Below are 13,154 nucleotides of genomic sequence, written 5' to 3'. Positions count from 1 at the left end.
TGAGGCGCGGCGATGGCGCGGCTGCGGATGAAGGGTCACGGACGAGCATTCGCCGCCTGCCCGTAGAGCCGTCTCACGTCCTGCGTCAGCGCCCGCCGGCTGTCGGGCCTCAGATACATCATGTGCCCGCCGAGATAGTCCTCGATCTCGATCGGCGCCGCGCCGGCCAGCGGCGGCAGCTGCGAGACGAGATAGCGCGAGGCGAAATAGGGCGTCGCAAGGTCGGTGTAGCCGCCGGCGATCAGCACCCGCAGCGCCGGATTGTAGGCCCGCGCCTCCTGCAGGTCTCCCATGGCGTCGGCATAACCCTGGTCGGAGCCGCCATTGCCATAGTCCCAGCCGCGGCTGATCTCGCCATTGAGGAGGCGATAGCTGATGTCCGTCCGGAAACCGAGTTCGCCGCGCAGATAGCCGACATAGGCCGAGGTCCAGATCGGCCCCATGCGGTCGAGGATCGGGTCCGGGCCGTGGGCGAACGACATGTCCGCGCCGGTCCCCGGCCCCGAGACCGCGCCGTCGTAGCGGCTGAGGACCTTGCCTCCGTCCCGCTCGAAGAGGCTGGCGAAGGTCGAGAGCGAGATCGCCGCGAACCGGCGCCTGACGAGATCCGGCGAAAGGCCGGTGAGTTTGGCGACCCGGCCGCTGGCGCGCTGCCGCGTCGCTTCCGGCCCCGCCGCCAGTGCGGTGAGATAATCGCCGAGGGCATAGTCCTCCACCGGTTTCAGCCGGTCCTTCATCTCGGCGCGATCGGCGACGCCCTGCCGCATGAAGTTCACCGCGGCCATGGAGGGCAATCCGACGGCAAAGGGGAGGATCTGCGCGGTCTGATGGCCGAAGAGGAGCGAGAAATCGAGCGCCGGCGAGATCATCACGACGCCGCTCACCGCAACCCCCGATTTGTCCGGCAGCGCCTTGGCGAGCAGCGCCGCGCGGAAGCCGCCATAGCTCTCGCCGGCCAGGAAGATCGGTGAGGTCGTGCGCTCCTTCTGCGTGAGATAGAGCCGGATGAAGGCGGCCATCGCCTCGCGGTCGGCCTCGACGCCCCAGAAGTCACCGTCGTTCTTCGGATCGGCCGCGCGGCTGTAGCCGGTGCCGACCGGATCGACGAAGACGAGATCGGTGAAGGCGAGCCAGGTATCGGGGTTGTCGACGAGCCGCGCCGGCGGCGGCGGGATGCTGCCGTCGCCGGTGTCGGCGACGATGCGCGGCCCGAGGGCGCCGATGTTCAGATAGGCCGAGGCGGCGCCGGGCCCGCCATTGAACACGAAGGTCAGCGGCCGGGGCGAGGCTCGTGCTTCGTCGGGTTCGTCGGCAGTGTAGGCGACATAGAAGATCTTCGCCGTCGTGGTGCCGTCCCCCTGGCGGATCGGCAGCGTGCCCGCCTCGGCCGTGTAGTCGAGCTGCGTCTCGCCGAGCGACACATTGTGCCGGCTGGTCGCGGTCTCGGGCAGCAGCGCCAGGATGCCGGTCTCATTGGAGGCCTGCGCACCTGCTCCTTGGGGCGAAGCGACGACTGCTGCGGCAATGAAGAGCATGGCGGCAAGGCCGCGGCGGAGGAGGCGGAGCGAATTCGTCATGGCGCCGTTCTCGCCGATCAGCCGGGCAGGGGTGTGACGGGCGTGGCAAAGCGGCATCACAAGGGCGTCAGGTGAGTCGTCCGTCAAATGCCGCCGGGCTGAAACTGGGCTCACCAGTCCCGTCCCGCATAGAACACGCCCTGGATCCAGACCACTTGCTCGGTCACGACGAATGCAATCGTCGCACCACGCTCGAAGCCGACCGTGCGCAAGCCGGCCAGCAGATCGTCATGGGCGGTGCCCCGTTTCGGGAACGTCGCGATCCCCTCAGATACGCCTGAATGCGCGCGATATAACCGTCAGCGCGCTCTTCGGAAGACTGTCCGGCAATGTAGCGATGGAGTTTGTCGAGATCGGCGATAGCCGACGGCGTGACGAAGACGTCCACTAGCCGTCTTCTTCGGACCTGCGCCGCGCCCTGATGGTCGCCAGAAGGTCACGTGCCGGGACACCCCCTGACGGGTTCTTCATGAATTCATGATGCGCCGGGACCACGACGTCACGAAGCCAGGCATCCACCTCGGCCTTCCGCCCCAACTCTGCGGCCTGTTTGCGCAGGGCCTCGGAAACGAAATTTTCGGCGCTGCTCGCCAAACCTTGGGCCAGCGCCGTGGCCACGATTGCCTCTTGTTCCGGGGTCAGTCGCATCGTCATGCGCCCATTCTAGCTCGAACGCCGCAGACTGACCAGAAGACCGGAGGGCCGGCAATCGGCGGAGGCATCCGGGTGCTTCTTCAAGCGCGTCTTCTCGGACGTATGACGGAAGGCGGGCCGGACGACCCGCAGCAGTTCATGCCCGTCCGGACGAGCGTCTACGCCCTTCGACACCGGATCCACGACGCAGCCGATACTCTGGTCCCAACTGCCGCCTGTCTGGCGAAATGGGGTCCACTCCACAGGCCGCCATCAAACGCTTCCTGGCGGAATACACGCGAACGATCCCAAACCCTTCGCCTGGCGCGCCGATCCGGATGAAATCACTGCTACTAGAAATCGCGCGCTTCAAACTCTGAGGCCAAGTCAATAAAATACAATTTCTAGATTTTTGCACGCCACTTTGCCAACAATGAATGCACAGCTTCGACGTTATCGCGCCATTCTGGCAAATATGCCTCGGGAAAACGAATAAAGAAACCGAGCCCTTCCTCATAATACAATACATACCCATAACATAAAGGATTAGGCACACCAGAATCATTAGAGCATATCAGCTTAAGTTCAAATAAATCGACATCTTTGTAGAAATAATCGACTTTTTTTCCGTTTATCCTTGGATACCTCAGAATCCCAAATTCAGTGATCTTAACTTTTGGGGGATTTAATCCGTATTTTATACCATTTTCTAAGCGTTCTGATGGTGTGGTAAAATTTGAATTATTCTTATTTAGTTCCCCCCAAGGGAGCAGCACTCTGAATTCCACTATATATTTGTTTCGACGCGCTTGAGCCTTTGAGCTTCCACAAAGATTCCGCATCTTGGAATGAACGGGATAGCCTTCAGGCCATTTTAGACTGGGCATCCAAAACGCGGCACTAAATCTATCCCACGAAACTAGTGAACTGATATCATTCTGATCAATTACGCTTTTGTTCCACATATCGTGTCCTGGCCGCATCTGAAAATACCCGCTCGGCACTTGAAGAATCTCTTCGCCAATTTTTATGATTATTTCTTTAGAATCGGATTCAGATTTATCATATTGCGTATCGTCAACTCTCTCCATACTCGATTCGAGGCAGGAGCCTTGGGCGAAACCATCTGCACAAGAAGTGGACATAACAACCAGAATGGCAGATGTTACGGTCGCGAAAATTCGAGTCACGGAGAATTTCATTTCGATGCCTCTCGAACCATTTCGTTCGCCCCGCCCATGGCCGCAATGATCCGCACAATGACTTTCTGGCTTCCAGATCGCCATTGCTCCGGCCGCAATTTTTCGAGCGCTTTCGGATTCTCTTCGATCATTTTCGCCACCGCATCCGAAACCATTGCCCAAAGCACCGCCCCGATCGGCATCAGCGGCAAGCCGGGGTCGCCATCCGCCTCCAACGCAGGCTTCCCCGCCTCCGGCTTGACCAACCTAGGCTGGCTGTCCAGCCCCATCTCCTGGGGTATGTAGAAAATCCGGAACTCGCGATAGAGGATCGCCGGCATCACCTGGCGCTCCAGATCGCTGATCGGCCGGTGACGCTCGACCTTGTCCTGGCTCATCAGCCAGACGATCTCGCCAAGCACTTCCGCGACCGTCTTTTCGACATGTCGATGGGCGTGGAGCCGTCACCGCGAGGGCGAGCCGCGGGTGTTGGCGCTCGCGCCCTCTGCCCCTTCCGTGCCGCTTCGGTTCATGATCGCCCCTCATTTTGATCCGCCGCTCGCCAATCCCTGCCTCCACCCCTATCGCCCCAGTGGCGCAGCCCCCGCCAAGCCGCTAAACCGTCTCCATGTCCTTCACCATCACTCCCGAGCGCGGGCTGCCGAAGCGGCTGGGCGCGACCCCGACGAAGCGCGGCGTCGATTTCGCCGTCACCTCGCACAATGCCGACCGCGTCGAACTCTGCCTGTTCGACGAGACGGGGACTGAGGAGCTCCAGCGCATCCCCCTGCCCGGCGAGAGGGGCGGCGTGCGCTTCGGCTTCGTGCCGGACCTGAAGCCCGGCGCGCGCTACGGGTTGCGGGCTCACGGCTCGTTCGATCCGGGGCGGAACCACCGGTTCGACCCGTCGAAGCTGCTGGTCGATCCCTATGCCCTGCGGCTCGACCGGCCGTTCGTCTACCACCCGGCCCTTGCCGCGCCGCCGCAGCAGCGGCTCGACAGCGCGCCATGGGTGCCTCGCGCCATCGTGACGGACGCGCCGAGCGACGCAGAGCCGCTGCCCTTTTCCACGCCAGGCTTCATCTACGAGCTGCATGTGCGCGGCTTTTCCCAGCGCCACCCGGACGTTCCCGACCCCATCCGCGGGACGCTCGCGGCGCTCGCCGAACCGGCCCTGCTCGATCACATCCAGGCGCTCGGTGTCGAAACGGTCGAGCTGATGCCCTGCGCCGCCTTTATCGACGAGGCGCATCTGACGCGGCTCGGCCTCACCAATGCCTGGGGCTACAATCCGATCACCCACATGGCGCTCGATCCGCGGCTGGCGCCGGGTGGGCCTGCCGACATGCGCCGGGCGGTCGAGGCCTTTCACCAGCGCGGCATCCGCGTCCTCCTCGACGTCGTCTTCAACCATTCCGGCGAGGGCCCGGTGGAAGGGCCGACGATCTCCTATCGCGGGCTCGACAATGCGCTCTACTACCGCCACGCCGAGGACGGCTCGCTGGTGAACGACACCGGCACCGGGAACACCTTCGCCTGCGACCGGGCGCCCGTCGCAAGGCTCGTCGTCGATACGCTCCGGCATTTCGTCGAGACCATGGGCATCGACGGTTTCCGCTACGATCTCGCCCCGATCCTCGGGCGCAACGACCAGGGTTTTGCGCCGGACGCGCCGCTTTTGACAGCGATTGCGAGCGATCCTGTCCTGAAGGACCGCATGCATGTGGCCGAATCCTGGGACATCGGCCCCGGCGGCTATCAGGTGGGCCGGTTTCCGCCCCCGTTCTTCGAATGGCAGGACCGGTTCCGCGACGACGTCCGCAAGTTCTGGCGCGGCCATGAGGAGAGCGTCGGCAATCTCGCGACGCGGCTGGCGGGGTCTGCGGACATCTTCGGCGGCAACGGGCGAAAACCCTCCGTCGGCGTCAACATGATCGCCCCCCATGACGGCTTCGCGCTGGCCGATCTCACCGCCTACGCCGAGAAGCACAACCAGGCCAATGGCGAGGACAACCGCGACGGCCATGGCGAGAACTTCAGCTGGAACCACGGCGTCGAGGGACCGAGCGACGATGCGGGTATCGTCGAGGCGCGACGGCGCGACGTCCGGGCGCTTCTGGCGACGCTCTTCGTCTCCCGCGGCAGCCTGATGATCGTCGCCGGCGACGAGATCGGCCGCAGCCAGCGCGGCAACAACAACGCCTATTGCCAGGATAACGAGATCCTCTGGCTCGACTGGGACAATGCCGACCGCGACCTCTCGGCCTTCGTCGCACGCCTCGCGAAGCTGCGACGCGAGCACCCGGCGCTGTCTGCCGACCGCTTCCTCACCGGCGGCGTCGTCGACGGAGGCGCGGTCGAGGACGTCGTCTGGCTGGCGGAAACCGGCGAGCCGATGGGCGAGGCAGACTGGCACGACCCTGAACGCCATTTCCTCGGCATGAGCGTCTACGCGCCCCGCCGCGCCGGGGACGAGGAGAGCGAGCGGGTGATCGTCTATCTCAACGCCGGCCATCTCATCGTCGAGGCCACCCTGCCGGCCCCGCGGCCCGGCCATCGGTTGCGCCAGATTCTGGATTCTTCGCTGACCGACCATTCGTCGATCGTGTCACCAGCAAGCTCAACGATGACCATCGCCGCTCGGTCAGTCGTCGTGCTGATAGAAGTTCAAGCGAAAGCAAGGATAGCGCCGGCGGCAGCTTGCTGAATCCACCTCCGGATTTACCCTTGCGGAATAATCGTGCCGCGATGGCTCAAGTTCATGGTATAGGATTTTATCCACCAATGGATTGGATCATCTCTCAATGTCCGACCCTGGCAAAGAGGTCCTTCGTCGAGCGGCGCAGAACAAGTCTCGCAGATTTCCTGACAGGAATGACCCTCGTTACCAGGGTCTGCTATTCCCCGCAGTGAAGCCGAGTTTCTCGATCGAGCCCGGGTCGAGTGTGATGACGATCGGTTCGTGCTTTGCGCGCAACGTCGAGCGAGCTCTGGCCCTGCAGGGTGTCGACGTTCCGGCGACCCGCTTTTCGGCCGCGCAGGATAATCTGCCTGGCCAGCCCAACCGCGTTCTGAACCAGTACAATCCTGGGACGATGCTGCAGGCGATACGGGCCGTCGGAAACGCCGCTGACTTTCGCGGGATCGTCAAAACCCCGTCAGGCTACGCAGACCTTTTGCTCGCTACCGGACACCATACGGTCAGCCTCCAGCGAGCCAAGGAGAGGCGTCGGCAGATCCTTGCGCTCTATGAGGACGGGCTGAACAGAGCGCAGACCGTCATCATCACGCTGGGGATGGTGGAATGCTGGTACGACGAAGTGCATGAGCTCTGGCTCAACGACGTCTATATCGGTCACTTGAGGACTGGCGCCGGCCGCTACACCTTTCATCAGCTCGATGTAGACCGCTGCACGGAGATCGTCTCGCAGATCATCGACGCGCTTGGCGACAAGAATGTCCTGCTGACGGTCTCGCCTGTGCCTATGAATGCAACGTTCACGGATGTCGATTGCATCATCGCAAACATGTATTCGAAGTCCACGCTCCGAATATGCGCGGAGCGCATCTGCCGGCAGTATCGCAACGTCGACTATTTCCCTTCCTATGAGATTGTCTCCGCATTCGGACATCCCGCTTTCGGCCCTGACAACATGCACGTCCGGCAAAGTGTCATTGCGCGCGTCGTCGGCAACATGATCGACCACTACGTGGCCCCGGCGGTCAACCAGCCGAAGATCGTTCCCATGGAAGAGGCATCAGCCGAGCCTGATGTCGCAGCAAGGCCATCGGTTCACCCGTACCTTGAAGGGAGACGGCGTCGCTTCAACCTGGCCAAGGCCGCTCAGTGGCTGAAGAAACGCATCCTGCGCGGCAGAGACAGAATGATCTCGTCGGGTGATCAACGAACGCGCCTGGACAAGTTGCCAACAAGCGCAGATGAGCGGTGAAAATCTCCGCTTGAAGCCGTGCCTGCAGAGTTTGATTCGCTGCCGACGTCTTGTCTGGCGACGCGCTTCAGACGGTGCCCTCCCGTCGAAGCAGTCCGATGCACCCAGCCGATCCAGGCTGGCGCATCGGGAGAAACTGTTCGCATTCCGAAAAATTGCACTCTCCAGCACTGTCAGACCCACCATCGGCGAAGCGGATTGCCAAAGTGATACGGCATTGTACTACGTAGTATCGGCTTCGCGGCTGACACGATGCCCACCCGCACACTCCCTCACCTTGCGCCGAGCCTCTTCAGATCGCCACGAAGTGCCTCGCCCCCCGCTCATGGCTCGGCCTGCAACAACGTCGCCAGGCTCGAGAGAGGCCGCCGGGCATCGGAGTTTCCCACCATGCAGACCATCCTCGACATCATCGTCCCGATCTTCAGCCTGATCGCGCTCGGCTATGCCGCGGCGCGGTTCGGGCTGTTGTCGGAGGCGGTCGGCGAAGGGCTGGCGCGCTTCGTCTTCGTGGTGGCCGTGCCGGTTCTGCTGTTCCGCACGCTCGCCACCATGTCCGTCGGCGAGGCCAATCCCGTCTATTTGTGGCTGAGCTATTTCGGCGGCGTCGCCATCGCCTGGACGCTGGGCACGCTGGCGGTCCGCCGGTTCGCCGGCGCCGATCATCGCACCGGTGTGATCGCCGGCATCTCGTCGAGCTTTGCCAACACGGTCTTCGTCGCCATCCCGATGCTGCAGCGGGCCTTCGGCGACGCCGGCCTCGAGCCGCTGCTGATCATCATCTCGATCCACCTGCCGGTCATGATGATCGCCTCGACGCTGCTGGTCGAGCGCGCCGCGGCCCTCGACGCGGCGGTGGGCGCCGATCTCGCCCGCGAGCCGGTTCCGCTGGCGCAGATGGCGCGGCGCATGGCGGTCAATCTCGTCACCAACCCGATCATCGTCGGCATCGTCATCGGGGTGTGCTGGCGCGCACTGGCCCTGCCGCTCGAAGGCTCGCTCGACGAGGTCACGAGGCTTCTCGGCGGCACCGCCGGCGGCCTCGCGCTGTTCTCCCTCGGCATGTCGCTGACCCGCTACGGGCTGCGCGGCGACCTCCTCGCCTCCTCGCTGATCACCGTCCTGTCGCTGGTGGTGATGCCGCTCTGCGTCTGGCTCTTCGCCCGACAGGCCGGCCTGCCGCCGCTCTGGCTGAAGGGCGCGGTGCTGACGGCGGCGGCGCCGGCCGGCATCAACGCCTATCTCTTCGCCACCTATTTCAAGGCCGGCGAGAAGCTCGCCGCGACGACCATCCTGATCTCGACCGTCGCCTCGGTGGTGACGCTCAGCCTGTGGCTGACGATCCTGGGCGTCTGACCTCCGCCGCAGCGTCGTCGTCTCCCGGCTGTCCGGGCAGTCCGACCATCCGGCGGATGTCCTCCGCCGTCATGCCGGCCGCGCGTAGCGAGCGCAGCGAGGTGTCCTGGGCGCTCTTCGACAGCTTGCGGCCGTCATCTCCCAGGATGAGGCCGTGATGGTGGTAGCGCGGGACGGGCAGCCCCAGCAGCGCCTGCAGCAGCCGATGGATGCTCGTCGCATAGAACAGGTCGCGGCCGCGCACGACGTCGCTCACCCCCTGGATCGCATCGTCGACCACGACCGACAGGTGATAGCTCGTCGGGATGTCCATTCGGCCAAGGACGACATCGCCCCATTCCAGCGGCCTTGCGACGATCGTCCCGCTCTCGCCCACCGGCGAGGCGCCGTGTTCGTCCCAGGTCAGCGCCGGCACCATCTCGATCGCCCGCTCGACGTCGAGCCGCCAGGCGAAGCGCTCCCCCTCGCTCATCCGCGTCTCGCGCTCCTTCGTGCTCGCATGCCGGTCGAGCCCGGGATAGAGCGGCGCGCCATCGGGATCGCACGGCCAGGGCCGGCCTGCCTCTTCCTCGAAGCGCTCCGCATGGACCTTGATCTCGCCGCGCGACATGAAGCCCGGATAGACGAGTTCCTCTGCCGCCAGCGACTCCAGCGCCGCCGCGTAATCCTGCATGTGGTCCGACTGGCGGCGCGGCGACTCGTCCCAGGCGATCCCCAGAAAGCCTAGATCCTCCTCCACCTGCCGCTCGAAGGCAGGCGTGCAGCGGGCCGTGTCGATGTCCTCGTGGCGCAGCAGGAACCGCCCGGCCGAAGCACGTGCCAGCGCGTGATTGACCAGCGCCGAATAGGCGTGGCCGAGATGCAGCTCGCCATTCGGGCTGGGGGCGAAGCGAAAGACGGCGTCGGTGGAAGACATGGTCGGCGATTCCCTCGTCGGGCGGTCGGGCGATCGGCTCCTGCCAACGCCCCTTCCCCCCGGTTGATCGTCTTCTTATGGTTGCGGATGATGGAAGAGCGGTCCCGGCTTCGGCTCATCAGGATGTCGGCCCCGGTGCTATTGCCGGAATGCGTGAGGAAAATGACGAGGAGCTGAAACGGGTGATCAGAACCGAAGCCGACATCGCCGAAGCGCTCGCGGCGCTGACTGCGGCGGACGCACGCCTCGCCGCGATCCTCGACAAGGCGGGATCGGTGCCGCTGCGACGCTCGCGGTCGGGGCTCGAGGGGCTGATCGCCATCGTCGTCGCCCAGCAGGTGTCCAAGGCCAGCGCCGACGCGATTTTCGGCCGGCTCGCCGCCAGCGTCGACCTGACCGATCCCCGTGCGATCCTCGACGCCGACGACGAAGTATTGCGCGCGGCCGGCCTGTCCAGGCCGAAGCAGCGGACCGTGCGGTCGATCGCGGAAGCGATCGCCGAGGGCCGGGTCGACCTTGCGCGCTGCGAACTGGCCGCAGCGGAAGAGGCGATCGCCGAACTCGTCGCGGTGCGCGGCATCGGCGTCTGGACGGCGGAATGCTATCTCCTGTTCTGTGCTGGCCACCGCGACGTCTTTCCCGCCGGCGACCTCGCCCTGCAGGCCGCCGTCGCCCATGCCCTCGACGAGGAGAGCCGCCCGTCGGCGAAGCGACTCACCGAGATCGCCGAGGCGTGGCGGCCGCATCGCTCCGTCGCCGCCCGTCTCTTCTGGGCCTATTACGCGACGATCCACAGGCGCGAGGTGGTGCCGGCGGCCGCCGCGGACAAGCCGATATCGACGGAGATATCCACAGCAAAGACTGCGTCCCCCGCGCGCCCGCGCAAGGCGAGAACCGCCAAGCCCCTGTCATGACTGGCTTCAGGCTTCACAAAGGCGACATGATAGAGCACGATAGTCCCCGCCGACGCAGGCAACGTATGAAGGCGTCAGCCTAAGGAGAATACGGTGACGATTGCGGTAAGCCAGGACTTATCCCCAGCCCTCGTTCTCAACGCCGACTTCCGGCCCCTGAGCTACTACCCGCTTTCGCTCTGGTCCTGGCAGGATGCGATCAAGGCGGTGTTCCTCGACCGGGTGACGATCCTGGCCGAATACGACCGAGCGGTGCGAAGTCCCACCTTCTCCATGCGCCTTCCCTCCGTCGTCTGCCTCAAGACCTATGTCAAGCCCGCCCGCAACCCGGCCTTCACCCGCTTCAACGTCTTTCTCCGCGACAGATTCCAGTGCCAGTATTGCGGCTCGCCCCATGAGCTGACCTTCGACCACGTCGTCCCCCGCTCGAAGGGCGGCCTGACCACCTGGGAGAACGTCGTCGCCGCCTGCTCCCCCTGCAATCTGAAGAAGGGCGGCCTGATGCCGCGGGAAGCGGGCATGATCCCGCACCAGACGCCGTTCCAGCCGACCGTCCACGATCTGCACAACAACGGCCGGCTGTTTCCACCGAACTTCCTGCACGAGAGCTGGCTCGACTACCTGTACTGGGATTCCGAACTCGATCCGGAATGACCAGCGCGGCGGCCTGGTGGCACGGCCGGAGAGCGATCGGCGGGAGCCCCGGGCAATGTGCCGGCGTTGTCGTGGGGAGCGAATTCGACTATGTTTTCGGAGTGGGTGCCGGAGCGGTAACTCCGACACCCTTCGATTAGAACACCAGATGGCCCCGGATAACGACTTCCCAGCCGGTCCGGGTCCGTTTCATTCTAAGCGTGACGCTCAGCGGAATCATCCACATCGCCGTCACTCCTCAAGAGAGCAAAGCCGTTGCCTCGGCCGCGATGGCTCATCCTCCGCGATGCGCCGGCTGGGAATGACGCTGCTGCTCGCGCCCTCTTCGATCAACTTAAGCCTGCAGGACGGTCGGCCACAAGCCTGAGTGACCGGGCGACGCATTGCGCCCGGCCCATGCCATGGAGCCCCCGTTATCAATCCCCGACATTGGCCTCGGCCTCCTTCTCCGTGACACTCTCCGGCCGGCGGAAGAACCGTCCGGCGAAGATCGGGATCAGGAACCCGCCGATCGCCATCAGCCACAGGACGATCGCCAGCGGCGAATCGAACAGCGCCATCAGATTGCCGTCGGAGATCGTCAGCTCGCGCCTGAGATTCACCTCCATGGCGTTGCCGAGCAGGATGCCGAGGATCACCGGCACGGTCGGGATCTCCATCTTGCGCAAGAGCCAGCCGAGAAGGCCGAAGATCACCATCATCATGACGTCGAAGCTCGATCCGGAAATGCCGTAGACCGAGACGAAGGAGATCATCGCCACCGCCGGCATCAGGTATCGCACCGGGATGAGCAGCACCCGCGCGAAGACGGCGACCAGCGGCAGGTTGAGGATCAGGAGCATGATGTTGCCGATGAACAGGGCGGCGATCAGGCCCCAGACGACGTCCGGGTTCTGCTGGAACAAGAGCGGACCCGGCTGGACGTTGAGCGTCATCAGCATGGCGAGCAGCACCGCCGTCGTGCCGGAGCCCGGCACGCCGAGGGCCAGCATCGGCACCAGCGCGCCGCCGGCCGAGGCGTTGTTGCCGGCCTCGGGCGCGGCGACGCCGCGCGGATCGCCCTTGCCGAAGGTGTCGTTCTTGTTCTTCAGCTTCTTCTCGAAGCCATAGGCGAGGAAGGAACCGAGCGAAGCTCCCGCGCCCGGCAGGACGCCGGCGAAGAAGCCGACGATCGTGCCGCGCCCCATCGAGCCGGCGGTCTCCTTCAGCATCGAGACCGGCGGGATGGTGCGGCCGGTGACCGAGAGCTTGTCGCCCTCGTCGGCGGCCTCACGCTCGCCCTTGTGCTCGAGGAAGACGAAGACCTCGGCGACGGCGAAGAGGCCGACGATCGCCACCAGGAAGTCGATGCCGTCATAGAGATGCACTTCGCCGAAGGAGAAGCGCGGCACGCCGGTCTGGCCGTCGACGCCGATCATCGCGATGCCGAGGCCGAGGGCAGCCGCCAGCGCGGCCTTCGCCTGGTTGGCGGAGGCAAGGCCTCCGAGCGTTGCGAAGGCGAGGAGGTAGAGGGCGAAATACTCGGCCGGGCCGAAGAGCAGCGCCAGGGCGACGAGGGACGGCGCGAGAAAGACGAGCCCCCAGGTGGCGAAGAACGAGCCGACGAAGGAGGCGATGCCGGAGATCGCCAGCGCCTCGCCTGCCTGTCCCTTCTGGGCCATGGGGTAGCCGTCGAGGGTGGTCATCATCGCCGGTTCGTCGCCCGGAATGTTGAGGAGGATCGACGAGATGCGCCCGCCATACATGGCGCCGTAATAGACCGAGGTCAGAAGGATGAGCGCCGGCGTCGCGGGAAGGCCGAGGCTGAAGGCGAGCGGGATCAGGATGGCAACGCCGTTCGCCGGTCCGAGGCCGGGCAGCGCGCCGATGATGGTTCCGAGGATGCAGCCGACGAAGGCGAGAAACAGGTTCTCGAAGGTCAGCGCGATGGCGAAGCCATGGGCGAGCTGGGTGAAGGTGTCCATCGAAGCCCC

General features: G+C 64.5%; 12 protein-coding genes. 5 read left to right on the top strand and 7 right to left on the bottom strand.

The features are described 5' to 3' along the window. Positions 1-35: 35 nt before the first annotated feature. The 5 genes from ATO4_RS03200 to ATO4_RS03185 all read right to left on the bottom strand — a co-directional run bounded on the left by ATO4_RS03200 (position 36) and on the right by ATO4_RS03185 (position 3,813). On the bottom strand, positions 36-1,577 hold the full coding sequence (locus ATO4_RS03200; RefSeq protein ID WP_083590173.1) for a peptidase S10: 1,542 nt from the start codon (positions 1,575-1,577) through the stop codon (positions 36-38). Between the two features lie 163 nt (positions 1,578-1,740). After that, entirely contained in the window at positions 1,741-1,965 is a 225-nt protein-coding gene (locus ATO4_RS03195) for a type II toxin-antitoxin system RelE/ParE family toxin (RefSeq protein ID WP_245308538.1), read from the bottom strand. Continuing rightward, a complete protein-coding gene (locus ATO4_RS03190) occupies positions 1,965-2,231 on the bottom strand; it encodes a hypothetical protein (protein WP_083589969.1) in 267 nt (88 codons plus the stop codon). The genes ATO4_RS03195 and ATO4_RS03190 overlap by 1 nt, the downstream gene beginning before the upstream one ends. Before the next feature lie 383 nt (positions 2,232-2,614). Then, entirely contained in the window at positions 2,615-3,412 is a 798-nt protein-coding gene (locus ATO4_RS26845; protein ID WP_139802220.1) for a hypothetical protein, read from the bottom strand. Beyond that, on the bottom strand, positions 3,409-3,813 hold the full coding sequence (locus ATO4_RS03185) for a toxin-activating lysine-acyltransferase (RefSeq protein ID WP_083589968.1): 405 nt from the start codon (positions 3,811-3,813) through the stop codon (positions 3,409-3,411). Before ATO4_RS03185 ends, ATO4_RS26845 begins: the two co-directional genes overlap by 4 nt. 206 nt (positions 3,814-4,019) lie before the next feature. Here ATO4_RS03185 and glgX point away from each other — a divergent pair, with 206 nt between their 5' ends. From glgX to ATO4_RS03170, 3 genes are all read left to right on the top strand, one after another. Beyond that, complete coding sequence (gene glgX, locus ATO4_RS03180; protein ID WP_083589967.1) at positions 4,020-6,098, top strand: glycogen debranching protein GlgX; 2,079 nt, start codon at positions 4,020-4,022, stop codon at positions 6,096-6,098. Positions 6,099-6,339: 241 nt separating this feature from the next. Beyond that, on the top strand, positions 6,340-7,341 hold the full coding sequence (locus ATO4_RS03175; RefSeq protein WP_176222840.1) for a GSCFA domain-containing protein: 1,002 nt from the start codon (positions 6,340-6,342) through the stop codon (positions 7,339-7,341). A gap of 390 nt (positions 7,342-7,731) precedes the next feature. Next, positions 7,732-8,697, top strand: coding sequence for an AEC family transporter (locus ATO4_RS03170; protein ID WP_083589965.1), 966 nt, complete (start codon positions 7,732-7,734; stop codon positions 8,695-8,697). On the opposite strand, the gene gluQRS is transcribed toward ATO4_RS03170, so the two are convergent. Next, on the bottom strand, positions 8,666-9,613 hold the full coding sequence (gene gluQRS / locus ATO4_RS03165; protein ID WP_083589964.1) for a tRNA glutamyl-Q(34) synthetase GluQRS: 948 nt from the start codon (positions 9,611-9,613) through the stop codon (positions 8,666-8,668). The genes ATO4_RS03170 and gluQRS overlap by 32 nt on opposite strands. Before the next feature lie 149 nt (positions 9,614-9,762). On the opposite strand from gluQRS, the gene ATO4_RS03160 reads away from it, so the two are divergent. Then, positions 9,763-10,527: a DNA-3-methyladenine glycosylase gene (locus ATO4_RS03160; RefSeq protein WP_083589963.1), complete on the top strand. Its 765-nt coding sequence runs from the start codon at positions 9,763-9,765 to the stop codon at positions 10,525-10,527. Positions 10,528-10,620: 93 nt separating this feature from the next. Next, positions 10,621-11,181 (top strand): HNH endonuclease, encoded by a 561-nt coding sequence (locus ATO4_RS03155; protein ID WP_083589962.1) that lies wholly within the window; start codon positions 10,621-10,623, stop codon positions 11,179-11,181. A 416-nt stretch (positions 11,182-11,597) separates the two neighbouring features. Here the strand turns inward: ATO4_RS03155 and ATO4_RS03150 are convergent, their stop codons facing one another. Further along, positions 11,598-13,145 carry a tripartite tricarboxylate transporter permease gene (locus ATO4_RS03150; protein ID WP_083589961.1) on the bottom strand — a complete coding sequence of 516 codons (1,548 nt, stop codon included), beginning with the start codon at positions 13,143-13,145 and terminating at the stop codon, positions 11,598-11,600. Positions 13,146-13,154: the final 9 nt, after the last annotated feature.

The sequence above is a fragment of the Aurantimonas sp. 22II-16-19i genome (assembly GCF_002088275.1).
Taxonomy (GTDB): Bacteria; Pseudomonadota; Alphaproteobacteria; order Rhizobiales; family Rhizobiaceae; genus Jiella.
This window is presented reverse-complemented; position numbering and strand designations above follow the sequence as displayed.

Coding starts and splice junctions, on each gene's coding strand:
- ATO4_RS03200 (WP_083590173.1), bottom strand. CDS start 1,577: ATGACGAATTCGCTCCGCCTCCTCCGCCGCGGCCTTGCCGCCATGCTC.
- ATO4_RS03190 (WP_083589969.1), bottom strand. CDS start 2,231: ATGACGATGCGACTGACCCCGGAACAAGAGGCAATCGTGGCCACGGCG.
- ATO4_RS26845 (WP_139802220.1), bottom strand. CDS start 3,412: ATGAAATTCTCCGTGACTCGAATTTTCGCGACCGTAACATCTGCCATT.
- gluQRS (WP_083589964.1), bottom strand. CDS start 9,613: ATGTCTTCCACCGACGCCGTCTTTCGCTTCGCCCCCAGCCCGAATGGC.
- ATO4_RS03150 (WP_083589961.1), bottom strand. CDS start 13,145: ATGGACACCTTCACCCAGCTCGCCCATGGCTTCGCCATCGCGCTGACC.
- glgX (WP_083589967.1), top strand. CDS start 4,020: ATGTCCTTCACCATCACTCCCGAGCGCGGGCTGCCGAAGCGGCTGGGC.
- ATO4_RS03170 (WP_083589965.1), top strand. CDS start 7,732: ATGCAGACCATCCTCGACATCATCGTCCCGATCTTCAGCCTGATCGCG.
- ATO4_RS03175 (WP_176222840.1), top strand. CDS start 6,340: ATGACGATCGGTTCGTGCTTTGCGCGCAACGTCGAGCGAGCTCTGGCC.
- ATO4_RS03160 (WP_083589963.1), top strand. CDS start 9,763: ATGCGTGAGGAAAATGACGAGGAGCTGAAACGGGTGATCAGAACCGAA.